Below are 21,523 nucleotides of genomic sequence, written 5' to 3'. Positions count from 1 at the left end.
ACGATCATCGACTCAGCTCGAGTCTCCATCGCCGTCCGCACCGACCTCGAGGACCGCCCCTTCCAGCACGTCCGACTCGCTGACGTCGACGTCGTCGTCGCCGACCGCGTACGTCCCGTCGTAGGGAACCGTCGCCTCGAGTCGGCCGTCGTCTCCGACTGTCACGTCACGTTCGTACGTGAACGACTTCTCGCCAACCGACACGGACGTACTGACGGTCACCGTCTCGCCCGGTTCGGCGTCCGCTTCGATCATCGCCCCCGGAACGACGGCGAACGCCGCCGCGGACCGATCGTCGTCCGCATAGAGCAACTGGTAGTGGGCGAGCGCCTCGCCGCCGTCGCCGCCGGTTCCGAGGCCCTCGAGCAGTTGCGCGTGCGTGCTCTCCGCCGGTAGCTCGGTCTCTCGTTCGGTCACGACGACGTAGCCGACCCTGTCCTCGAACTGGCTGTAGTTGCTGTCCGGATCGTCGCCGAACCGGAAGTCGTCGAAGTTCGCCATCGCGTACGCGTAGCTTTCGGACTCCCCGCTCACGTGGTAGTTGTACATCCGGTTGTCGCCCCACTCGCTCAGCACGAAGCTGTCGGGGTACTCCCGGTCCGTCTCGGCAGCATGCTCGTCGATCGTCAGTGCGGCTTCGAACTCCGAATCGCCGTGGGCAACCTGCCCGGAGAGTCCGGGGACGTAGAGCAGACTAAAGCCGCAGACGAGGAGGCCGATGCCGAGGACGTAGCCCAGCTTTCGCGCGTCGGGCAGCGTGATCGAGGGCTCGTCGCGGCCGCCGTCCGCGGCCACCGCGTTCGGTCGGTCGGTCCCCTGTCGGAACGGGAACGGCCGCCGCGCCAGGTCGATCGTCGACAGCGCGTAGACGAAGCCGATGCCACCCAGAACGGACAGCGGAACCGCGAACTGTGCGGCGAACCGGACCTGAATCGCGGCGAGTAGCATGAGAGTCGACGTGTACACCGCGAGCAGCAACCACGCCGGTTCGTACTGACGAGAGACGTGCCAGACGGCCCAGATCAACACCGCGACCCCGAGATAGAAGCCGACTCCGAGCTGGATCAGCGGTCCGAAAATCACCGCGTACTCGGGGGTAAACAGCGACGACGTCTCCGTGATTCCCTCCCGGAGGAGCAGGTCGTCGGCTCGAGACCGCGCCTCCGCCCAGTCCGCCGGCCGAAACCGGCGAAGCGCGTAGAGTCCCGCGCCGACGACGGCCGCCTCGAGCGCGAGGAGTCCGCCGACGTGGAGCTCGAACTGTCGCCACAGATCGCCGAGCGCGAGCACGGCGATTGCGCCGCCGAGCACCATCGCGGGCGTGTAGGCGACGAACCCGGAGTGCCAGCCCCAGTTGGTGTGGAACCAGACCGAGATCGCCGTTCCGATTCCGATCCCGACCAGCACGGGCAGGTTAGCCAGCGTCGGCGAGAGTCCCTCGCGGGCGTCGACGACGGCCCGAAGCCCGACGTAGGCGGCCAGCGGTACGAACAGCAGGGAGGAGCCGCCCCACAGATGAGCCGACGCACCCAGCGCCACGCCCAGCCCCACCGCGGCGAGCCACGTGGCCGGCGATGAGAGGTGGTCGCGAACCGCGTCCCGACCGGCGGTCGTCTCGCGCCGCCGCGTCAGATCGACCGCGAGCCACGCCAGCGTGAGGAGCGTCGCACCGAGCCAGAAGTACTGGTGGAGCCGGTGCTCGAGGAATCCCACCTGCGTGTACACGGCGTGGACGGGCGTGACCGCGAGCAACACCACGGAGGCGATGCCGACCCTGACGTCCCTCGTCACCACGACCGCCAGCGCGTACACGACGACGGCGAGCGCGACGGAGGCGACGACGGGCAACCAAGCTGCAACCGCGTCGGCGGCCCACTGGTCCCCGCCAAGCAGCGTCGCGAACCACCAGTTCAACGCGTGGGTCAGCGGTCGTCGAGCGGCGGCGCCGGCCGGCAGCTCCGCGAGAACGCTGATATCCGTCGGACTCGTCGACTCGGCCAGTAGTTCGTTCGTCCAGTACCGGTAGTAGTACGGGTCGTTCCCCGGCGAGACGACGTGATCACCGCGGAACACCGACCGAAACTGCGTGAGCCGCATCGCGACGACTAGCAACAGCGCGCCGGCCAGTCCGGCGAGCGCCCGTCGATCGCCCCAGATTCCGAGGTCGACTGCCGAACGGAAGTCGAGGGAGCCATCGTCGCCGGTATCCAACTCCACCGCCTCGCCCGATAGCACGGCCCGGACGACCGCCGCGTCGGCGACCCGGTACTCCCCGCCGGCCTTCTCGACGATCCCTCGAGAGACGAGTTCACCGAACGTTCCCGAGTCAAGGGGAACGTCGTCGAACGTCCAGGTTTCGGCTTCGGCGTCGACCTCGAGCACGGTCTCGAGCGCCCGTTCCGCCTCGTCGTGATCCGCGAGAAACGAGGCGGTCGCATCGGCGAGCGCGCTCGAGTCGGCGTCGGTCATTGGCCATCACGTGAGTGTACGGACTCATCACGTTTTCGCTCCGAGCCGGTGTCGGTGAGCCCGTATCGCCGCGCGTGAGCGAGCGGTTGCAAGCCGAAGATCACTCCACGGTAACGCTTTTCGCCAGATGTCGCGGTTTGTCGATCGATCGACCCAGACGATGGGCGACCCAGTAGGCGACCAGTTGCAACTGGACGTTCGCGGTGACTGCCGCGCCGATTTCGTTCGACGCGGGCACCTCGAGGACGTGATCCGCGTAGCGCTCAACGTCGGTTTGACCGTCTGTCACCGCCACGACGGGCGCGTCGCGAGCCTCGACCTCTTTGACGTTACTGACCGTCTTGTGCGCCCGTTCGTCGTCGCCAGTGACGAGCGCGAACACCGGCGTCTCCTCGGTCACCAGCGCCAGCGGGCCGTGTTTCAATTCGCCCGCGGCGAACCCCTCAGCGTGGCGGTAGCTGATCTCTTTCAGTTTGAGCGCACCCTCGAGGGCGACGGGGTACTGGTAGCCCCGTCCGATGAAGAAGAAGGCGTCCGACTCGGCGTACTCCGCGGCGATCTCGGTCGCCTGCGACGTATCGAGGACGGTCTGGACTTGGTCGGGAACGTCGCGCAGCGTGCGAATCACGTCGTGGTTCGACCCGTCGCTCAGCCGACACGCGAGCAGCGTCAACGCGACCTGCTGGCTCGCGAACGTCTTCGTCGCGGCGACGCCGATCTCGGGCCCGGCGCGAATGTACAGCGCGTGGTCACACTCCCGCGCTGCCGAACTGCCGACGACGTTCGTCACGGCGACCGTCTCTGCGCCGGCGCGGTTCGCCTCGCGCAGCGCGCGCATCGTATCTGCAGTCTCGCCGCTCTGCGTGACGCCGACGACGAGCGTCGACGAGTCGACCGGAATCCGGTCGGTCGAGTACTCGCTGGCGAGAAACGACTGGGCTGGAACGCCGCGGTCGCGTAACAGCGTGGCCCCGAACAGGGCGGCGTGGTAGGACGTTCCGCAGGCGACGAACTGCACCGGCGACGACGACTCGAGCGCGTCGAGTTCCTCGAGCGTCACCGTCCCGGTCAGTTCGTCCACGCGACCGCGAAGACACTGCCGCAGTGCCGTTGGCTGCTCGTGGATCTCCTTGAGCATGTAGTGGTCGTACCCGCTCTTCCCCGCGTCCTCGGCGTCCCACTCGATCGTCTCGACGGACGGTTCGACGACGGTTCCGCTCGAGTCCGTAACGACGACCTCCTCGGGCGAGAGTCGAGCGAACTCGCCGTCTTCCAGATAGACGACGCGGTCGGTGTACTCGATAAAGGCCGGCGCGTCGCTCGCGAGGTAGTAGCCGTCGTCGCCGATGCCGAGAACCAGCGGCGATGCCCGTCGAGCGGCGTGAATCGTCTCCGAACCGGCGAAGACGGCCGCGACGGCGTAACTCCCCTCGATTCGGTCGATGGCGGCGCGAAACGCCGTTTCGGGGGCCATCCCCTCCTCGAGGGCGCGGCCGATCAGGTGGGGAACGACCTCGGTGTCGGTTTCGCTCTCGAACGTAACGCCGTCCGCCGTGAGTTCGTCGCGCAGCGACTGATAGTTCTCGATGATTCCGTTGTGGACGACGGCCACTCGTCCTTCGTCGTCCGTATGCGGATGGGCGTTAGCGTCCGACGGTGGCCCGTGCGTACTCCAGCGCGTGTGCCCGATGCCATTCGAGCGTCCGCGCAGTTCCGCGGTCGGCAGCGTCGACTCGAGCGCGGCGAGTTCGCCCTCCCGCTTGTGAACCGCGAGCGTTCCGTTCGCCAGCGCTACACCGGCCGAATCGTAGCCGCGGTACTCGAGGCCGGAGAGCCCGTTCAGCAGGACGTCGATCGCGTCGTTCGATCCGACGTAGCCGACGATGCCGCACATCAGGACCGAACCTCCGTTTCGGAGTCGATCGTCCCGCTGACGGTCGTTCCGGGGCCGATGACGGCGTTCGAGCCGACGATCGTCCCCGGCGCGTACGTCACGCCGCCCCCGTCGCGGACGCGGTCGGCGATGAGCGCGCCGAGTCCCTCGTTTCGGTGGATCCGATCGCCGACGTGGACGTCGCCCGGCCCGCCGACGACGGTCGATCCGGCGCCGATCCGAACGCCGCGGCCGGTCACGCAGTCGACGAGCGTGGCGTTCGGACCGATCCGCGTATCGGCGTCGACGACGCTGTGTTCGCAGACGACGTTCGAGCCGACGGTGACGTTCTCGCCGAGACAGACGTTGGGTCCGATCACCGCTCCGGGCCCGACCACGCAATCGTCCGCGATGACGACGGGGCCACGGATCGTCGCGCGCTCGTGAATTCGGGCAGACGCCGCGGTCGTCCTCTCGACGCCGCCATCGCTCTCGAGGAGGGCGTCGGCAACCTCGAGCAAGTCCCAGGGATAGGTCGCGTCGATCCAGATCCCCTCCGAGCGAACGCCTCGAACCGGCTCGTCGCCGTCGATCAGCGCGGTGAGTCCGTCCACGAGCGAGTGTTCCCCGCCACGTGAGTTCGCGCTCCGGACGGTTTCGAACGCACGCGTCTCGAGGGCGTAGACGCCCGCGTTGAGCAGGTAGCTTCGGTCGTCGGTCGGATTCTCCACGATTTCGGTGACCCGGCGGGACGAGACCCCCGCGTCGTCGGGCTCGAGGAGGACGCCGCCGTACTCGGTGACGTCGCGGTGCTGGATCGTGCCGATGGTCGCCGCGGCGTCGTCGGTCTCTCCGTGCGCATCGATGACGTCCTCGACGATCCGTCGGTCGACGAGCTGGTCGCCGTTCACGACGAGGGTCGACCCCGACACTGTCGATTCGGCAGCCGCCAGCGCGTGACCGCTCCCGAGCTGTTTCTCCTGGGTCACGTAGGTCACGGGGACGTCGCGGTACGTCGGGCCGAAGTGCGACTGGACGCGGTTCCGTCCGTAGCCGACGACCACCGTTAGTTCCGTGATTCCGGCCGCGATCAGCGCATCGAAGACGTGGGCCAGTATCGGCTCGGTGGCGGCGGGGAGCATGGGCTTCGGTCGGTGTTCCGTCAGCGGTCGGAGCCGCTTTCCTTCCCCCGCGGCAAGGACGATAGCGGATCGAACGGTCATGTAGCTCCCTCGTCACACGGTCGGTGTAGGTCTTCCGGTCTTTCGACCGACGAACGGCCGTAAACACTATCTATCGGGCTTGAAACGCCGTCTCGACCGACGTCGAGTCCACAAGTGTCGTCGAGACGACTCGGCAGTTTCGCGCCGTCACCCCCGCTGTCGCTCGTCCGCTCTGATAGCAGTTCCTCGCGAGTCCTCGGAATCCGACGCAAAAACAGTCGTTCGGGGCTCGACGGCCGATCAGTCGTCCGCAGCGACGGCCTCGCCCTCGCTCGTCGACTCCGCGCGCTCTCCGTTCTCGAGGTACTCGTCGGCGTCGAGTGCGGCCTTCGACCCCATTCCGGCGGCCGTCACGGCCTGCTGGTAGTGGAAGTCGACGACGTCGCCGGCGCCGAAGATGCCGGGGACGTCGGTCTCGGTCTGGCCGCCGCCATCGCCGCCCTGGGTGCGGAGGTAGCCCTCGTCGTCCATCTGGACGCCGGTGCCCTCGAGGTAGCCCGTGTTCGGCGTGTGACCGATCGCGAAGAAGACGGCGCCGACGTCGAACTCGAACTCCTCGGTCTCGGGGTCGTCGAGGCGATCCGTGGGGTGGCCCTTGTCGTTTTGCACGAGGGTGACGTGGTCGACGCCCTCCGCCTGCGAGCCGTGGAGTTCGGTCACTTCCGTGTTCTTCATGATCTCGATCTCGCCCGCGTCGACCTTCTCCTGGACGCGGTTGACCCAGTACTGTTCGGCGCGGAACTCCTCGCGTCGGTGGGCGATGTAGACGGTGTCGGCGAACTTGGTCAGGAAGGTCGCCTCCTCCATCGCGGCGTCGCCGCCGCCGACGACGAGCATGTCCTCGTCGCGGAAGAACGCGCCGTCACAGGTGGCACACGTGGAGAGGCCGTACCCCATCAGCTCCTCCTCGCCGGGGATGCCGAGCGTTCGCGCGCTCGCACCGGAGGCGGCGATGACGGCGTCGGCGGTGTAGACGTCGCCGTTGGTCAGTTCGACGCGGAACGGGCGCTGGCTGGCATCGACGTTCTCGATGATCCCGTTTTTGAGGTCGGCACCGAACTGTTTGGCCTGCTCTTTCATGTTGTTGACCAGTTCGGGGCCGCTGATCCCGTCGGGGAAGCCGGGGTAGTTCGCCACGTCGGTGGTCAGCGTGAGCTGGCCACCGGGTTCGTCGCCCTCGATGACCAGCGGCTCGTTGTCTCCGCGGCCGGCGTAGATCGCTGCGGTCAGTCCGGCGATTCCAGTCCCGGCGATGATGAGTTTGCGGTGTTCGAGGACTTCACCGTCCTCGGTGTCGCTTTCGATCCCAAGTTTCGCGTCTAGTTCACCCGTCTCGTCGAGTGCACTCGTATCGTCCCAGCCGCCGATCAGTTCGTCGTCGATGAACACTTCGGGGGCCGTTTTGCGACCGTTCGCTCGCTCGACCATCTCCTCGAACAGGTCGTCGTCGCCCGTGACGTTGTACGTCTCGTACTCGACTCCCTTCGCGTCGAAGAGATCCTTGGCTTTGTCGCAGTACGGACAGTCCTCTTTGGTATAGATCTCGACTCGAGGCTGTTCGCTCATGGCTACGGGTTAGGACAGAGTGCCTAAACCGCTTGCGTTCTCAGCAACGCGAGGATGGCTCCTGTGACGTGCTGTGTCGTCGTTAGGCCCGTCCCGCATCGACGAACTCGACGACGACGGCGACGTCGCGGTCGGTCCGATCCTCGAGCGCCGTCTCGAGATCGGCGACGAGATTCGGGTACGGCGCGTCAGCGGGCCGCTGGACGACGACCGTCACCGCCGATTCGTCGTCGACGCCGACGAACTCGGTTCGCACCTCGACGAGTTCGAGGTCAGCGTACTCGTCGTCGTCGAGGACGGTGCGAACCTCGTCGTTGACGCTGTTCTCGTAGAGGACGTACTGCCCCAACACGAGGCCGCCCATGGAGAGCACGACCACGCCCAGAACGACGGCAACGGCGAGCGTGTCGATCCACTCACTGGAGAGATTCTCCCGAATCGAGCCGCGGGTCCAGCCGTCGGGTCGATATCCTAGATACCAGAAGACGGCGAGCCCGGAGAACAGGATCGACGTGGCGTTGACCGCGACTAGGACGAACGCGCCGAGGGCGACCGAGGGGTCACCCCAGGCCATCCCGATACCGACCGCCGCGGCCGCCGGGATGAGTGCGACAGCGATCATCACGCCGACCAGCGAAACGGGGATCGCCGTCGCGAGACCGAACGCACCCGCTGCACCGGCACAGATCCCGACGACGATCGCGAGTAGCCCGGGCGAGATTCGGTTCTGGACCTGGACGATGGCCGTGATGTCGATCGTCGACGGGACGACGCCGCCGGAGCGAACGATCCAGGCGAAGACGAACGCACTGACGATGGCGACGCCGAGTCCAAACGCCAGCGACGTGAGCCCGTCGACGACCATCTCGCGGTCGTCGAGCACGAGGCCGACGGTGCCCGTCAGCGCCGCGCTGACCTGCGGGGCGATCACCATCGAACCGACGACGATCGCCGGCGAGTCGAGGAGGAGTCCCGCGGTCGCGACGATCGCGCTCAACACGGTCATCGCGTAGTACGTGACCCGACCCGGCGTCATGTTCATCGCTCGAGACCGGATCTCTTCGTGGGCGATGCTGTCGTCTTCCTCCCGGCCGTTGACGTATCGCTCCTCGAGTTCGTCGATCCGCGGTGTTCGCGCCGTCTCGATCGAGGAAACGACGACGAACTGGTCGTCGATTCCGGCCTCGCGAAGTGACGACAGCACGCGTTCGACCGCCTGGGGCGGAAGCGGGAAGCTCACGAGTTCGCCGTCGGTCCCGTCGCCGGCTTCGGCGGTCCGGACGTAGTCGATCCCCTCGTCGTCGAGGACCGACAACGCGTCGTCGGAGCTGTCGTCCGGCACGAACAGTTCGATCTGGCGCACGCTCGAGTACAGCACGCTCGGTTTCAAACCTATGAAGACGTTAACGCCGTTGAACGCGTTCCCTACGTGTTTACGGTCGAACCGTTCGATATCTGGGACCGTCCCTGCCATTGGGACGCGACTCGTTGACGACACTGTTACGATGCCCACGGACGATCACCGAGTATGGTTGCGGATCTCGAGGAGAAGACGGATCGCTACGGAGAGTTACTCGCGGACGCGCTCGAGGAAGCGTCGATTGCCCCACCGGACGGAACACCGATGGCCGAGGCGGCCGAGGAGTGTTACGAAATGGCGGCCTCGTATCTCGAGGACGGCCGGCACTTCCGCGAGGAAGGCGACCGCGTCAACGCGCTGGCGTCGTTTTCCTACGGCCACGCGTGGCTCGATGCCGGCGCGCGCGTCGGGTTGTTCGACGTTCCGACGGAGGGGCATCTGTTCACGGTTTGATTTCGAGCGCCGTCCTCACGGGACGGGACCGGTTCGAAGCGGTGACTCCCAACATGTGTTGACGATACCTTTCTGTAGCTGCTCGACGTGGGGTTGAGTGACGTGACGGCACGCCGAGTCGGACGGCGTTCACGATTGCCAGTCTGCAGCGGCCGCGACGGCGAGTAGTCGGCCACTGTGGCACATATCGATAACGATCAATCGCTATATAATCAAAACTCATATAAACGTTTTCCCGATTAGCTTATAAAGCAGACGAAATCTTTATATCCTTTCCGGCCTAACTATACGTTAGCCGAGGCGACCGGGTTTCTTCTGGTTTCCCCACCCGGGAGCCCCGAGTAACCGTCCCGATACACCATGACAGACACGACAATTAGAACCTATACGAGCGAGGAAGAGCGCGAAGAAACGACCGAGGAATCGGGTGAGCGAGAGACTTGCCCCGAGTGTGGCGGCCGAGTCCTCTCGGACGCCGAACACGCGGAAACGGTCTGTGAGGACTGCGGACTCGTCGTCGAGGAAGACGAGATCGATCGCGGTCCCGAGTGGCGAGCGTTCGACGCCGCCGAGAAGGACAAGAAGTCCCGCGTCGGTGCGCCGACGACGAACATGATGCACGACCAGGGGCTGTCGACCAACATCGGCTGGCAGGACAAAGACGCCTACGGCCGCGCCCTCTCGAGTCGCCAGCGCCAGAAGATGCAGCGGCTTCGCACCTGGAACGAGCGCTTCCGCACCCGCGACTCCAAGGAGCGCAACCTCAAGCAGGCGCTCGGCGAGATCGACCGGATGGCCAGCGCGCTGGGTCTTCCGGAGAACGTCCGCGAGACGGCCAGCGTGATCTACCGCCGCGCCCTCGAGGAGGATCTCCTCCCCGGCCGTTCGATCGAGGGCGTCGCGACGGCGTCGCTGTACGCCGCTGCGCGCCAGGCGAGTACGCCTCGCAGTCTCGACGAAATCTCGGCCGTCAGCCGCGTCGAGAAGATGGAACTGACCCGAACCTACCGGTACATCATCCGGGAACTCGGTCTCGAGGTCAAACCCGCTGACCCCGAACAGTACGTCCCGCGGTTCGTCAGCGATCTCGACCTCTCGGACGAGACCGAGCGCATGGCCCGCGAACTGCTCGAGTCCGCGCGCCAGGAAGGCGTCCACAGCGGCAAGTCGCCGGTCGGCCTCGCGGCCGCCGCCGTCTACGCCGCCGCGCTGTTGACCAACGAGAAGGTCACGCAGAACGACGTCAGCGAGGTCGCGAGCATCTCCGAGGTCACCATCCGAAACCGCTACAAGGAGCTCCTCGAAGCCTCCGACACGGCAGCCCCCGCGTAAACGACGCCGTTTGGGGATCTGTCATCGGTGGTATCGGTGTGACGTCGGGAGGTGCGGATCGGTCGGTTCGTGAGTAACCGTGCGGCAACACTTTTGAGGCGTGGTGTGTAATACCGTGCCATGGACCAGACGACCGTCCAGCTGTTGTGTCCTGAATGTACGAAAGAGTGGCAGATTACTCCAGGTGACCTCCCTGGATCCACCTCGATGTTTCACTGTCCGAACTGTCACGCATCCCGACGGCTCTCCGAGTTCATGCGAACGGACCGCGATCTCCAGACGCTGAAACAACTCGGCTAACGCCGATCGACGTCACCACTTCTCGCGTTCGGTCCAACAGTAGTGACCGTTTAACTCTCCGAAGTAGTGCCATTGGAAACTGAGACGAACGCGTGATTTACGACGGTAATACTTGCTTGTAGCCACTCCCATCAGGTGGTTTCCGAGTGGTAGGGACGACCTTCGTTGTCATCTAGTCGGTGACATACCCTCGTCCGAGTACGGGTTGCGTGTTAACGCGACTCAAGATAATAATATAACCCTGCAGTGGGTAGGATTGGATGGTTATGAAGAAGCAGGAGCTCATTCACCTTCACGGCCTTCTCGCGGAGGTATCGAACCAGTGTGCGGCGTGGGACGACTGTCAGATTGATCTCGAGGAGTACGAAACGCTCGGGATCCGGCCGACATCGATTCACAAATCGAAAACAGATCACAAAGCTGCTGTCTTTGCACTCGCGGGGGGAATCACGATGAATATGCGCGAGGGGGAGCAGGAAGCAGTTGCCGCTACTGCAGACTGAGAAACACGTCGTCTCCTTCGAGTATGCAATAATTGACTGCCGAGACGTATCTTCTGGTCGACCGTTTTGGTCGGTTTCATCGACGACATACCGGTTTTGTTCCTACGAAACTCGAGTCAACGGATCGTTCCAGCAGGCAACAATCGATGGGCCAACAAAAAACGAGGCTCGGATACTCACTCGATCTCCGCACTCGGGAACAACTTATTCGACCAAATCTTCGAACTCGGGAAGGATCTCGTCGTCATCGTCATCCGTCGCTTCGGATCCCGTCTCGGATGACTCGTCGTCGGTCTCCGTCTCGTCGGTCGATTCCGTTCCGTCGTCCGCCGACTCGTCGTCGTCTTCGTCCTCGTCCTCGAACTCCTCGATGCTAATGACCTCGAGCGGGATGTTCTCGAGTCGCTGTCCGATCTCCTTGCGAGCGATTCGCGAGGCGTGTTCCTCGCGCTCGACATTGAAGACGGACATCTCCAGCTCGAGCGCGACGAGCGCTTCGTCGGCCGCGATGAAAGCGGGCGGCAGCTCCTCCCCCGATGGAGTCGTGCGCTCGCCCATGTTGATTTCGACGTAGTTTAAATCAGGGTTCAGCATCTCGCCCGTTTTCGAGATGGCGATACGGATCGCCTCGTCCTCCGTCTCAACGTCGAACACCGGCACAGCGGCTTCGACGACGACCCTGCAGTGCATACCTAGACATTGTGTCGCCTGCAGTATGAAGGTTCGCCTCATTTCAGTCCGATTCCACGAACGGCTGCGCCGTCCCTCGGTCTACGCTTCGACCACGACGACCGACGACGCCGATCGCCGGCCAGTTCGAAAGGCAAAAGCCTCCGCTCCCGAAGGGTCGGACAGATGGACACAGGGACGATTCCGGTCGACAGCCTCTCCGGCGGGCTCGACCTGTACCGGACGCTCGAGAGCGGCCAGAGCTACTGCTGGCGACGGAGCGACGGCGAGATGTACGGCGGCGCGAAACCGGGGGACTCGTGGTACTCCACCGTCGTCGAAGGGGACGTAATCCGTATTCGACAGGACGACGGCGTCCTCGAGTGGGAGTCGACCACCGATGCCGAGGCGACCGTCCGTCGACTGGTTCGGCTGGACGACGACCTCGAGGCCATCGTAGCGGCCGCGTCGGACGATCCGCTCCTCCGGGAGGCGTACGACGCCCACCGCGGGATGCGACTGGTCGAGGACCCGCCCTTCGGCTGTCTGATCTCGTTTATCTGTTCCGCCCAGATGCGCGTCAGTCGAATTCACACGATGGTCTCGACGCTGGCCCGCGAGTACGGCGACGCGATCGAATTCGACGGCGAGACCTACCACACGTTTCCGACGCCGGACCAGCTCGCGGCGGCGACCGAAGCCGAACTCCGGGAGTTAGGACTCGGCTACCGTGCGCCGTACGTCGTCCGCACGGCCGAGATGGTCGCGAACGGCGAGGCAGATCCGGCCGAGGCTCGAGGCCTCGAGTACGAAGCCGCCCGCGACTCCCTCACGCGGTTCGTCGGCGTCGGCGACAAGGTGGCCGACTGCGTCCTGTTGTTCTCGCTGGGCTTCGACGAGGCCGTGCCGCTCGACACGTGGATCAAGTCGGCCATCGAGGAGTACTATCCCGACTGCGATCGGGGCTCCTACGCCGACACCTCGCGGGCGATTCGCGAGCGACTGGGCGGCGAATACGCGGGCTACGCCCAGACGTATATCTTTCATCACCTGCGGACCGGGGAGTGACGGACCGACCGGTCGCGCTCTCGGTACGGACAGGACGCGCTGATGTCCTAGTAGCCGGTTTTCGCCTGCACCGCGAGCACTACTCCCTGTAATCGTCGCGCCCGGTGACGGCCCAGTACGCCTGCGAGACGAGCGTGATGGCGAAGATCACCGTGAGAACACCCGCGACGGCGAGGGCGACCGTTCCGCCGAGCAGATAGTACGCGAGGGCGCTCGCGATGCCGACGAAGACGACGGCCCCGGCGAACAACTCGAGTAACTCGCGAACCGTCGCGCGGCTGCTCGAGACGTCGAGATACTCGTCTTCGAAGCGTTCGATGATGCCCATCTCTCGTTGCCGAGTGAGTAGTGGACGACGTATATCGTAATCGCCCCGATACTGGACTGACGCGAAGCCGGATTTTTGACGGTCGGGGTCGATGACCCGCACATGGCAGAGCGAACCCGCGCACACGTCTTCGTCACGGGGACAGTTCAGGGCGTCTACTATCGCGCGAACACCCGCGATACGGCCCTGGAGAAGGGGATCGACGGCTGGGTGAAGAACCTCGAGGACGGCCGCGTCGAGGCGATCTTCGAGGGTCCCGAGGAGGACGTCGAGTCGATGATCGAGTGGTGTCACACGGGGAGTCCCGCGGCCGAGGTCGAGGACGTCGAGGCGGAGTACGAGGAGCCACAGGGCGAAGACGGGTTCGATATTCGGTACTGAACTGTCGTCTTGGGGACGGACCGGCAACGAAGGAGTGCCGACCGTCGGGTGATCGATCACTCGAGGTCGGCCGCGTACTCGGCGAGCCAGGGCGGTTCGTCGCAGTAGTTCCACTCGGCCCAGTCGGCCTTCTCGCCGGCTTAGTAGGCCCGATAGGCCGCGACGGGATCGTCGGGCCGTTTGTACTCGTCGGGCATCGTCTGGGGCCGCGGCGTCGGCTCGTCGCTCGGAAACGCGATTCGGTCGGGATCGATCCGCTCGATCACCTCCCAGGAGGCGTGGTCGTTGTCCTTCTCGTAGCGTTCGACGAACTCGGCGTTGAGCGCCTCGGCGTGTTCGCGAAGCCGGAGCCAGTTCGCTCGAGACTCGGCAGCCCACTTCGTGACGGGATGGCCGGTGTGGGTCGGCTGGTAGAGGAACTCCTCCGCGGAGCCGTTCTCGCGGGCCGCCGTACAGAGCACCTGGGCGGCCTCGAGCAGCAGTTTGTTCACGTGCTGGTCGCAGTGATACCGCGCCGCGAGCCGCGGGTCCTCGTCGAGCCAGAAGACGTTCACAGTAGCGCTGGGGTGTACGAGAACTTGAGCGTATTGGCGACGCAAGGAGGCCCATCGTAAGGTGCGGTGTGTCGACCGCCGTTGGGCGATCGATTTGGTTCGGTCGACCAGCGGCGGTCAACGGAGTGGATCGATATCGGCGTCCGCACTCTTCGACGGTCGGGCCGACGAATCTGGAGGGATATCAGTCTCGTACCGGTTTTCGTAAATTGCCGTGAAGAGCGTCTCTGCAGGGGCGAACAGCATGTCCATAGTGCGCTGATTACGTTGTTACTGCATGACAGAAGATACTTAAATGCTGTCATATTGTGTAGGATATGAATCGGCGAGCGCTATTGTCGGTCACTGTATCCAGCTTCTCCATCACGTTAGCAGGGTGCCAATCAATGGATGATTCAGAGAGCGATCATTCTTGCTCAGAACCAGATATCGAGGAAGGTGACACGTTGTCCTACGAAACGCTGCATTTCGATCATCTCGACGAAGAGTGGATAGGGATCTATCTGTTCACCCAGCGAGATCAGCTATCCGAAATCGATCTCATCGATGAACGAGATCTCAGTACCGAAGCGAGGCAGTGGATCGACGAGACGGATTTCACACAGAATTCTATCCTCGCGATACAAGTCGTCTCGTCAACTGACTCGAGTGAATTACAGCCAATTGAGGTAACACGTGAGGAGATTATTGGCGAGCACGATTCGTACAAGATGCACGCATATACGTGTATTAGCGATCCCGGAGATGACGAAAATCGGAAACGCTCCGCTCGGCTTCTTCGGGTATCGAACGACGGCAAAGCGCCGAGTGATGCCGACCTCACACACTGGGAAGGTGACAATTCGGTTTTCTACGCGTAGATTTAATGACCCGCTCCCCGCGTTAGACGGCAGTTGGGGAACTGTTCTGCATTTCAAAGATAATCGAATCGGAGGGACGGATGAAATCCGGCGTATCGTCCGCAATCTTCAACGGTCGGCCCGTCGAACGCTCCCGCATGATTACAGGCGAGCGGATGGCCGCCGTCGACGAGAACGCCGCGGCGCTCGGCGTGACGCAAAAGCAGTTGATGGAGTCGAGCGGACACGCGGTCGCCCGCGCGGTTCGGGACGCCGCCGAGCCGGACTCGAGCGTCGTGATCGTCGCCGGTCGCGGGAACAACGGCGGCGACGCGTTCGTCACCGCGCGGTTTCTGGACGACTACGATACTACCACCCTCCTGCTCGGCAAGGCCGAAACCATCGGAACCGAAATCGCCCGTGAGAACTGGGACGCCCTCCGGCAATGCGAGTACGAGACGCACGAAATCACCGACTCGAGTCAGTTCGACCTCCCCGACTGCGACGTCGTCGTCGACGCGATGCTCGGCACCGGAATCAGCGGCGACCTCCGAGAGCCCGCGGCGACTGCAGCCGAGGCGATTAACGACGCCGATGCGACCGTCATCGCGGTCGACGTCCCCTCCGGCTTCGATGCAAACGACGGTGACCACGCGGACAACGGCGTTGCGGCTGACCGGGTCGTCACCTTCCACGACGCGAAGCCGGGACTCGAGGATCTTGACGCCGAACTCACGGTCGCCGATATCGGCATTCCCGCAGCAGCCGAGCGCTACGTCGGCCCGGGCGACATCTCGCTCGCCCGACCCGACGGTCGAGACGGCCGACCCTACGTCATCGGCGGCGGTCCCTACACCGGCGCACCGGCGCTCGCCGCGCAGGGCGCGCTCCGGGCCAGCGCGGAACTCGCCTTCGTCGCCGCTCCCGACGCCGTCGCGGGCGAGATTCAGGGCTACAGCGAGGACCTCATCGTCCAGCCCTACGCGGAGGACGTTCTCACGCCCGAACGGGCCGAAGATCTGCTCGAGACCGCCGAGCAGTACGACAACGTGGTCGTGCTGGGGCCGGGACTCGGGACGGACGACGAAACGCTCGAGGCCGCGGCGCAGTTCCTCGAGTCCTATTCCGGCCGCGTGGTCGTCGACGCAGACGCCCTTCGAGTCGTTCCCGACCTCGAGACCGACGCGACGCTGGTCTGTACCCCCAATCGCGGCGAGTTGGCGAGGATGGGCGGTCCCGATACCGACGATCTGGCCGCCGCAGCAGACGAGATCGAATCCTTCGCGGCCGATTTGGGTCACATCGTGCTCGCGAAGGGGGCAAACGACGTAATCACGGACGGCGAGCGGACGCGGATCAGTCGCTCCGGAACTGTGGGAATGAAAGTCGGCGGGACCGGCGACACGCTGGCCGGCATCGTCGCGGCCCTGATGGAACACGCCGAACCGTTCGACGCCGCGGCGGCGGGCGCGCAGGTCAACGGCCTCGCGGGAGAACGGATCGCAACGACTGAGACGTTCGGCTTCCTCGCGTCCGATATGCTCGACGAGATTCCTGCGGCACTGTGGGGTGGGGCCGATGAGTGAAACGCCCGACGAGCGGTCGAACGCGGCGGATTCGAGCGAGGCAGCCGCGGCCGACGAACTCACGCACACCACGGACGACGGCGACGTCCAGATGGTCGACGTCGGCGACAAACCGGACAGCGAACGCCGCGCCGTCGCGGTCGGGGAGATCCACCTCCAGCCGTCGACGATCGAGGCGATCCGGGAGGATCAGGTGGGCAAGGGCGACGTGCTCGCGACCGCCCGTATCGGCGCGATCCAGGCCGTCAAACACACCTGGGAGACGATCCCGATGTGTCACCAAATTCCGATCACGAACGTCGACACCGACTTCTCGCTCGCGGAGGATCGCATCGAACTCGAGGTCGGCGTCGAAACCACCGGCAAAACGGGCTGCGAGATGGAGGCCCTCGAGGGCGTGACGACGGGCCTGAACGTCGTCTGGGATATGGTCAAAGCCGTCGAGAAGGACGACGACGGCCAGTATCCGTCGACGGGCATCGAGAACGTGCGGGTGCTCGCGAAGGAGAAAGCGCGGGCCTGAGCCGCGTTTGTCGTCAGTCGAGGAACTCGAGCAGCTCGATCCGCGTTCCCGCGGGATCTTCGAAGAACGCGACCTTCAGATCGCCGAAGACGGTGGGTTCCATGACGAACGAGACGTCGCCGTCGAGATCCGCGACCGCAGCATCGACGTCGTCGACGGTGTAGCCGAAGTGGAGCACCCCGTACGGTAACTCGTCGACGAAGCCTGCCGCCTCGTACGGCGCTCGATCGAAGACGTAGAGGTGTTTGTCGCCGACCATCAGCGCGGCGTGCTCGACGGCCGTCGCGCCCGTTTCCTCCTCGTCGGGTTGTTCGTGCTCAAGGAGGTCGCCGTCCAGGTGCTCGCGATAGAACGCGACGGCGTCGCCGACGTCCGGAACTTTCAGTGCGACGTGATAGAACGCGTCTGGCGTGACCATACCGGACTCTTTTCGTCCCGTCTGATAAGTGTGCGCACGGGTGAACGCGAGCCGACGGGAGCCACGATCGACAGTTCGATTCACTTGCCGCACGCGGAACCTACTTTGGTACCGGGCCCCAAATCCCGCGGCATGTCCTTCGAGGACACGGACGAGCCGTCGCCGACCGGCGGAGGGACTGAATCCAGTCCGAACCCGGCGAACGCACCCCGAGAGCCCGCTCTCGAGTCCGCCCGGACCGAACAGTTATCGGCTCCAAGCGACGCCTTCCAGGCGCTCGGCAACGAGATTCGAATGGGGATTCTCGAGACGATGCTCGAGCGGACCGACGGCGACGAGCCGTCGCGAGCCACCTTCTCGGAACTGTTCGACGCCTCCGAGGTAGACACGTCGGCCGGCTTCGCCTATCACCTCGAGCAACTCGTCGGCCCGTATCTCCGAAAGGACGCGGCGGACGAAACCGTGGGTTCCGGGGAACACACGGCGGGCTACGAACTCACCTACGCCGGACTGCAGATCGCCCGAGCGATCGCCACCGGTACCTACACCCACCGTGTCGACCACCCGCCGATCACGCTCGAGGAGCCCTGTCCGTTCTGCGAGCACGACGCGCTCGAGGCCGAGTCGACCGACAACGTCGTGACCGTGGGCTGTGCCGACTGCGAGCGCCGACTGTTGCAACTCGGCTTTCCGCCGTCGGGACTCGAGTCCCACGGACGAAGCTTTCCCGAGGCGTTCGACCGACACCACCGTCACCGGCTCACGCTCATGCGCGACGGCGTCTGCCCCGAGTGTGCCGGCACCGTCGACACACGACTCGGAACGCCCTCACCTGCGGTCGCCGACGAGTTGCCGACCGAGCACACGGATCACGTCCAGGCTGTCCTCGAGTGTTCGACCTGCGGCACCGAAGCGCGCTGCCCCGTCACGCTGGCGCTGCTCGAGCACCCGGCAATCGTCTCGTTCTACCACGAGCACGACCGGGACGTCCGGGAGCGACCGATCTGGAACGTCGGCCACGAGTGGGCCGAAACGGTGCTCTCGGAGGACCCGCTCGCGGTTCGGGTCGTCGTCGAACTCGAGGATGCGGTACTCGCGCTGTACGTCGACGACGGGCTCGACGTGGTCGACGTCCAGCGGTCGTCGGTCGCGGAATAAGAGCTGTGGCCACACCGGTGGGTGCAGATCGCCCGCTGAGCGACCGAACCACGCTGCGGTGGCGCGCGCTGTGCTGCGGCGAGCGGTGCGAGGCCGAACGGTGTGAGGCCTCGAGAAGCGAACGGGGAGTGAAACGACCCGTGAGCACGAGAGCGAGCCGGAGCACGATCCTGCGCGAGGGATGAGTGAACGAGCGCAGCGAGTGAACGAATCGGCTGGGGAGGACGTGGCACTCACCGCCGCCAACAACTGCAGAAGGGGCGTCGTCGCTGTCACGCGTTACTCGCTCGAGTGTGCCGCTCGCGCGGCGCGTGAGTGATTCGAGATCGCTCGGTTCGATCCGCCGATTACTGAGGGACGAACTCGAGTCTCGAACTACGACTCGAGTTCTGCTAGGGCCGCCACGATCTCGTCGGCGGACAGCCGCTCGACCGTCGCCGCGTCCGAATCGATCGTCCACACGTCGAGGCTCTCCGGCTCGAGGTCGCTCTCCGCCGTCGTCGCGAGCGCCTCGAGTGCCGTGGCGATTCCCCGTTGCGTCTCTCCCGGGAGGCCGCCCTCGAGTCGATCCTCGAAGAATCCCCTGATCCCGTCGGTGCCGTTCCCGATCGAGACGGCCCGCCAGCCGTAGGGGGTGCCGCTGGGATCGACTTCGAACAGCCGTGGTTCCCCCTCGGCGCCGCTCGGACCACCGGGATCGACGCCGGCGACGAGGAGCGCCGCACCGAACGGACGCGACCCGCCCGTCTGGGTGTGTTCCTGGACGTGATCCGCGAGGTGGGTCGCGAGCGATTCCACGCCGATGGGCTCGCCGTATCGCACCCGATGGTGCTGGGCGACCCGCCGCGCGACGTCGACGAGCTGTCGCGCGTCGGCCGCGTGGCCCGCGGACGCGATCGCGAGGTGGTCGTCGATCTCGTGGATCTTCTCGATCGTGTCCGCCTCGAGCAGCGGCGAGCGAACGCGCTTTCGCGCCGCGAGGACGACGCCGTCGTCGGTCACGACGCCCACGCTCGGCGAGCCGCGTTCGACGGCTTCGCGAGCGTACTCGACCTGGTAGAGCCGGCCGTCCGGCGAGAAGATCGTGTTGCCGCGGTCGTAGGCCTGCTGGGGCGCACTCGAGTCCATCTCAGCGCACCTCCTCGTCGGATTCCTCGATCACGTTCGGATCGTTCGACCCGGTGTCTCCGGTCGCGTCGGCCGTCGACGCGACGCCGTCGGCCACGCTCCCGAACTGCTCGAGGTCGAGCGAATCCGCAGTAATCGTCGCGATCGTCATCCCGTCACCGCTGGCGGTGTCGCGCTCGGTGGCACTCTGGACGGCGGTCGCGACGACACGTCGGAGGTCCGAAAGCGGGAGGTCGGGCTCGTAGGCCCCCTCGAGTGCGCCGTAGGCGAGTTGCATGCCGCTGCCGCTGGCCGCGTACGCGGTGTCCATGACGCCACCGCCGCCGCCGATCTGGTAGACCGCCGGGCCGTCGTCGACGCCCGCGAGCACGAGGTCGAGGATTCGGTAGGGACCCCGTCGAACGAGGTCGCCGGCCACGGTCGCGGCGGTTTCGACTGACGCGGCGGCGTCGTGACGTAACTCGTAGCCTCGGAGTTCGGCGCGGAGGTGGCGAACGAACGACTGCGCGTCGCTGACGCTGCCCGAGAAGGCAACGGCCGTTCGGTCGGCGACGGGTTCGATCTTCCGTGCCGACTGATTCGTCACGAATTTTCCGCCGAGGCTCGCCCGCCTGTCCGCCGCGAGGACGACGCCGTCCGCACCGACGGCACCGACCGTCGTGGTTCCCGTCGTGAACTCGTTCGGTAGGGTGTGCGGGTCGGTCCCCCCGTCGTCTCGGTCGGATCGTCTCCCGTCGCCGACCGGCTGGATGCCGCTCGTCTCGAGGAAACTCGTCTCGAAGTTCATTTCTGATTGCATCAGTAACGAGAAGGGCTTCCGACGGAATATATGGTAGCTAAAATATATTTTAGCTGCGAGGGTGTACGAACTCGTCTCGAGCGTCGAAACGGAATCAACAGCGCACGAACGACGGCGACCGAACGCCGAACGCGCTCGATAACTCGAGAGTAAATCCGCGTTGCGACGCCGGCTAGAGGTCCATCCCGCCGTTGACGTCGATCACTTCGCCCGTCACGTAACTCGAGTCCTCGCTGGCGAGGAAGCGAACGACGGCGGCGATATCCTCGACTTCGGCCAGTCGCTCGAGCGGAATGCCCGAGATGATTCGCTCGAGGACGTGGTCCGGCACGCTCTTGAGCATATCGGTCGCGGTGAAGCCGGGCGCGACGCAGTTGGCCGTCGACCCGCCTTTGGCGAGTTCGAGGGCGATGGTGCGGGTGAAGCCGAACATCCCACTTTTGGCAGCCGCGTAGTTGGCCTGTCCGAAGTTGCCCTGTTTGCCGACGACGCTCGAGATGTTGACCAGTCTCCCCTCGTGGGCGTTCCAGATGTCGTCGTAGAACTCCTGGGTGCAGTTGAACATCCCGCCGAGATTGACGTCCATGACGCGATCCCACTCTTCGCGGGTCATCTCGGTGAACTGTTCGTCGGCCGTGATCCCGGCGTTGTTGACCAGGACGTCGGCCGGGCCGAACGCGTCGTGGCAGACCTCGCGCATGTGTACGACCTCCTCGCGGTCGGCGACGTCGGCCCGTGCGGTGACGGCGCTCCCGCCCGCCGATTCGATGGCGTCGACCGCCTCGAGTGCCGATTCCTCCGACGACCGGTAGTTAATCACGACGTTCGCCCCTTCCGCGCCGAGGTACTCCGCGATACCGCGTCCGATCCCGCGCGCCGAGCCGGTGATAACACAGGTTCGCCCATCCATAGACATGGTACACCCGTTCAACGTCCGGCGATAAATAACAACATGTTGGGTATCAGGAGATACGGTGGCGAGAGAAAGTGAGA

The 21,523-nt window shown here is 64.9% G+C and carries 21 protein-coding genes and 1 pseudogene; 10 read left to right on the top strand and 12 right to left on the bottom strand.

Annotated elements, in window-relative coordinates; genetic code table 11:
* Positions 1–12: 12 nt before the first annotated feature.
* The 5 genes from ACSFDB_RS14930 to ACSFDB_RS14910 form a co-directional block, all read right to left on the bottom strand.
* The gene (locus ACSFDB_RS14930; RefSeq protein WP_440771730.1) at positions 13–2,469 is read right to left on the bottom strand and encodes an MFS transporter; all 2,457 of its coding nucleotides are present in this window, start codon (positions 2,467–2,469) and stop codon (positions 13–15) included.
* 100 nt (positions 2,470–2,569) lie between these two features.
* Entirely contained in the window at positions 2,570–4,363 is a 1,794-nt protein-coding gene (gene glmS, locus ACSFDB_RS14925) for a glutamine--fructose-6-phosphate transaminase (isomerizing) (protein WP_440771729.1), read from the bottom strand.
* Positions 4,363–5,565, bottom strand: coding sequence for a sugar phosphate nucleotidyltransferase (locus ACSFDB_RS14920; protein WP_440771728.1), 1,203 nt, complete (start codon positions 5,563–5,565; stop codon positions 4,363–4,365). Before ACSFDB_RS14920 ends, glmS begins: the two co-directional genes overlap by 1 nt.
* A gap of 240 nt (positions 5,566–5,805) precedes the next feature.
* On the bottom strand, positions 5,806–7,131 hold the full coding sequence (locus ACSFDB_RS14915; RefSeq protein WP_440771727.1) for an FAD-dependent oxidoreductase: 1,326 nt from the start codon (positions 7,129–7,131) through the stop codon (positions 5,806–5,808).
* A gap of 82 nt (positions 7,132–7,213) precedes the next feature.
* Entirely contained in the window at positions 7,214–8,494 is a 1,281-nt protein-coding gene (locus tag ACSFDB_RS14910) for a TIGR00341 family protein (protein WP_440771851.1), read from the bottom strand.
* A 165-nt stretch (positions 8,495–8,659) separates the two neighbouring features.
* On the opposite strand from ACSFDB_RS14910, the gene ACSFDB_RS14905 reads away from it, so the two are divergent.
* The 4 genes from ACSFDB_RS14905 (at position 8,660) to ACSFDB_RS14890 (ending at position 11,079) form a co-directional block, all read left to right on the top strand.
* Positions 8,660–8,944: a DUF357 domain-containing protein gene (locus ACSFDB_RS14905; RefSeq protein WP_440771726.1), complete on the top strand. Its 285-nt coding sequence runs from the start codon at positions 8,660–8,662 to the stop codon at positions 8,942–8,944.
* A 360-nt stretch (positions 8,945–9,304) separates the two neighbouring features.
* Entirely contained in the window at positions 9,305–10,276 is a 972-nt protein-coding gene (locus ACSFDB_RS14900; RefSeq protein ID WP_090303464.1) for a transcription initiation factor IIB, read from the top strand.
* Between the two features lie 120 nt (positions 10,277–10,396).
* Positions 10,397–10,576 carry a DUF7836 family putative zinc-binding protein gene (locus ACSFDB_RS14895; protein WP_090303465.1) on the top strand — a complete coding sequence of 60 codons (180 nt, stop codon included), beginning with the start codon at positions 10,397–10,399 and terminating at the stop codon, positions 10,574–10,576.
* A 266-nt stretch (positions 10,577–10,842) separates the two neighbouring features.
* Positions 10,843–11,079 (top strand): UPF0058 family protein, encoded by a 237-nt coding sequence (locus ACSFDB_RS14890; RefSeq protein ID WP_006090682.1) that lies wholly within the window; start codon positions 10,843–10,845, stop codon positions 11,077–11,079.
* 204 nt (positions 11,080–11,283) lie between these two features.
* Here the strand turns inward: ACSFDB_RS14890 and ACSFDB_RS14885 are convergent, their stop codons facing one another.
* A complete protein-coding gene (locus tag ACSFDB_RS14885; RefSeq protein WP_440771725.1) occupies positions 11,284–11,769 on the bottom strand; it encodes a DUF555 domain-containing protein in 486 nt (161 codons plus the stop codon).
* Between the two features lie 165 nt (positions 11,770–11,934).
* On the opposite strand from ACSFDB_RS14885, the gene ACSFDB_RS14880 reads away from it, so the two are divergent.
* Positions 11,935–12,816 carry a DNA-3-methyladenine glycosylase family protein gene (locus ACSFDB_RS14880; protein WP_440771724.1) on the top strand — a complete coding sequence of 294 codons (882 nt, stop codon included), beginning with the start codon at positions 11,935–11,937 and terminating at the stop codon, positions 12,814–12,816.
* A 79-nt stretch (positions 12,817–12,895) separates the two neighbouring features.
* On the opposite strand, the gene ACSFDB_RS14875 is transcribed toward ACSFDB_RS14880, so the two are convergent.
* Positions 12,896–13,144, bottom strand: a complete 249-nt coding sequence (locus ACSFDB_RS14875; RefSeq protein ID WP_440771723.1) for a hypothetical protein — start codon at positions 13,142–13,144, stop codon at positions 12,896–12,898.
* A 102-nt stretch (positions 13,145–13,246) separates the two neighbouring features.
* Between ACSFDB_RS14875 and ACSFDB_RS14870 the strand changes: the two genes are divergently transcribed.
* Positions 13,247–13,525, top strand: a complete 279-nt coding sequence (locus ACSFDB_RS14870; protein ID WP_440771722.1) for an acylphosphatase — start codon at positions 13,247–13,249, stop codon at positions 13,523–13,525.
* Between the two features lie 56 nt (positions 13,526–13,581).
* Here the strand turns inward: ACSFDB_RS14870 and ACSFDB_RS14865 are convergent.
* Positions 13,582–14,079 (bottom strand): annotated as a pseudogene (locus tag ACSFDB_RS14865) (hypothetical protein).
* A gap of 386 nt (positions 14,080–14,465) precedes the next feature.
* Here ACSFDB_RS14865 and ACSFDB_RS14860 point away from each other — a divergent pair.
* The 3 genes from ACSFDB_RS14860 (at position 14,466) to moaC (ending at position 17,027) form a co-directional block, all read left to right on the top strand.
* Positions 14,466–14,939 (top strand): hypothetical protein, encoded by a 474-nt coding sequence (locus ACSFDB_RS14860; RefSeq protein ID WP_440771721.1) that lies wholly within the window; start codon positions 14,466–14,468, stop codon positions 14,937–14,939.
* 137 nt (positions 14,940–15,076) lie between these two features.
* A complete protein-coding gene (locus ACSFDB_RS14855; protein ID WP_440771720.1) occupies positions 15,077–16,504 on the top strand; it encodes an NAD(P)H-hydrate dehydratase in 1,428 nt (475 codons plus the stop codon).
* Positions 16,497–17,027, top strand: a complete 531-nt coding sequence (gene moaC, locus ACSFDB_RS14850; RefSeq protein ID WP_440771719.1) for a cyclic pyranopterin monophosphate synthase MoaC — start codon at positions 16,497–16,499, stop codon at positions 17,025–17,027. Before ACSFDB_RS14855 ends, moaC begins: the two co-directional genes overlap by 8 nt.
* Positions 17,028–17,040: 13 nt before the next feature.
* Here the strand turns inward: moaC and ACSFDB_RS14845 are convergent, their stop codons facing one another.
* Entirely contained in the window at positions 17,041–17,445 is a 405-nt protein-coding gene (locus ACSFDB_RS14845; RefSeq protein WP_440771718.1) for a VOC family protein, read from the bottom strand.
* A gap of 132 nt (positions 17,446–17,577) precedes the next feature.
* On the opposite strand from ACSFDB_RS14845, the gene ACSFDB_RS14840 reads away from it, so the two are divergent.
* On the top strand, positions 17,578–18,603 hold the full coding sequence (locus ACSFDB_RS14840) for a DUF7351 domain-containing protein (protein ID WP_440771717.1): 1,026 nt from the start codon (positions 17,578–17,580) through the stop codon (positions 18,601–18,603).
* A 375-nt stretch (positions 18,604–18,978) separates the two neighbouring features.
* On the opposite strand, the gene ACSFDB_RS14835 is transcribed toward ACSFDB_RS14840, so the two are convergent.
* From ACSFDB_RS14835 to ACSFDB_RS14825, 3 genes are all read right to left on the bottom strand, one after another.
* A complete protein-coding gene (locus tag ACSFDB_RS14835) occupies positions 18,979–19,731 on the bottom strand; it encodes an archaeal proteasome endopeptidase complex subunit alpha (protein WP_440771716.1) in 753 nt (250 codons plus the stop codon).
* A 1-nt stretch (position 19,732) separates the two neighbouring features.
* Positions 19,733–20,530, bottom strand: a complete 798-nt coding sequence (locus ACSFDB_RS14830) for a proteasome subunit alpha (protein WP_440771715.1) — start codon at positions 20,528–20,530, stop codon at positions 19,733–19,735.
* 172 nt (positions 20,531–20,702) lie between these two features.
* Positions 20,703–21,446: a beta-ketoacyl-ACP reductase gene (locus ACSFDB_RS14825; RefSeq protein ID WP_440764320.1), complete on the bottom strand. Its 744-nt coding sequence runs from the start codon at positions 21,444–21,446 to the stop codon at positions 20,703–20,705.
* Positions 21,447–21,523 lie beyond the last annotated feature (77 nt).

This window comes from Natronorubrum amylolyticum, from assembly GCF_052040145.1.
GTDB lineage: Archaea > Halobacteriota > Halobacteria > Halobacteriales > Natrialbaceae > Natronorubrum.
The sequence above is the reverse complement of the archived record's forward strand: the minus strand, read 5'-3'. Positions and strand labels throughout refer to the sequence as shown.

What these genes read in the sequence shown, in the direction of transcription:
- ACSFDB_RS14930 (WP_440771730.1), bottom strand. Translation starts at nt 2,469, where the DNA reads ATGACCGACGCCGACTCGAGCGCGCTCGCCGATGCGACCGCCTCGTTT.
- glmS (WP_440771729.1), bottom strand. Translation starts at nt 4,363, where the DNA reads ATGTGCGGCATCGTCGGCTACGTCGGATCGAACGACGCGATCGACGTC.
- ACSFDB_RS14920 (WP_440771728.1), bottom strand. Translation starts at nt 5,565, where the DNA reads ATGACCGTTCGATCCGCTATCGTCCTTGCCGCGGGGGAAGGAAAGCGG.
- ACSFDB_RS14915 (WP_440771727.1), bottom strand. Translation starts at nt 7,131, where the DNA reads ATGAGCGAACAGCCTCGAGTCGAGATCTATACCAAAGAGGACTGTCCG.
- ACSFDB_RS14905 (WP_440771726.1), top strand. Translation starts at nt 8,660, where the DNA reads ATGGTTGCGGATCTCGAGGAGAAGACGGATCGCTACGGAGAGTTACTC.
- ACSFDB_RS14900 (WP_090303464.1), top strand. Translation starts at nt 9,305, where the DNA reads ATGACAGACACGACAATTAGAACCTATACGAGCGAGGAAGAGCGCGAA.
- ACSFDB_RS14895 (WP_090303465.1), top strand. Translation starts at nt 10,397, where the DNA reads ATGGACCAGACGACCGTCCAGCTGTTGTGTCCTGAATGTACGAAAGAG.
- ACSFDB_RS14890 (WP_006090682.1), top strand. Translation starts at nt 10,843, where the DNA reads ATGAAGAAGCAGGAGCTCATTCACCTTCACGGCCTTCTCGCGGAGGTA.
- ACSFDB_RS14885 (WP_440771725.1), bottom strand. Translation starts at nt 11,769, where the DNA reads ATGCACTGCAGGGTCGTCGTCGAAGCCGCTGTGCCGGTGTTCGACGTT.
- ACSFDB_RS14880 (WP_440771724.1), top strand. Translation starts at nt 11,935, where the DNA reads ATGGACACAGGGACGATTCCGGTCGACAGCCTCTCCGGCGGGCTCGAC.
- ACSFDB_RS14875 (WP_440771723.1), bottom strand. Translation starts at nt 13,144, where the DNA reads ATGGGCATCATCGAACGCTTCGAAGACGAGTATCTCGACGTCTCGAGC.
- ACSFDB_RS14870 (WP_440771722.1), top strand. Translation starts at nt 13,247, where the DNA reads ATGGCAGAGCGAACCCGCGCACACGTCTTCGTCACGGGGACAGTTCAG.
- ACSFDB_RS14860 (WP_440771721.1), top strand. Translation starts at nt 14,466, where the DNA reads ATGGATGATTCAGAGAGCGATCATTCTTGCTCAGAACCAGATATCGAG.
- ACSFDB_RS14855 (WP_440771720.1), top strand. Translation starts at nt 15,077, where the DNA reads ATGATTACAGGCGAGCGGATGGCCGCCGTCGACGAGAACGCCGCGGCG.
- moaC (WP_440771719.1), top strand. Translation starts at nt 16,497, where the DNA reads ATGAGTGAAACGCCCGACGAGCGGTCGAACGCGGCGGATTCGAGCGAG.
- ACSFDB_RS14845 (WP_440771718.1), bottom strand. Translation starts at nt 17,445, where the DNA reads ATGGTCACGCCAGACGCGTTCTATCACGTCGCACTGAAAGTTCCGGAC.
- ACSFDB_RS14840 (WP_440771717.1), top strand. Translation starts at nt 17,578, where the DNA reads ATGTCCTTCGAGGACACGGACGAGCCGTCGCCGACCGGCGGAGGGACT.
- ACSFDB_RS14835 (WP_440771716.1), bottom strand. Translation starts at nt 19,731, where the DNA reads ATGGACTCGAGTGCGCCCCAGCAGGCCTACGACCGCGGCAACACGATC.
- ACSFDB_RS14830 (WP_440771715.1), bottom strand. Translation starts at nt 20,530, where the DNA reads ATGCAATCAGAAATGAACTTCGAGACGAGTTTCCTCGAGACGAGCGGC.
- ACSFDB_RS14825 (WP_440764320.1), bottom strand. Translation starts at nt 21,446, where the DNA reads ATGTCTATGGATGGGCGAACCTGTGTTATCACCGGCTCGGCGCGCGGG.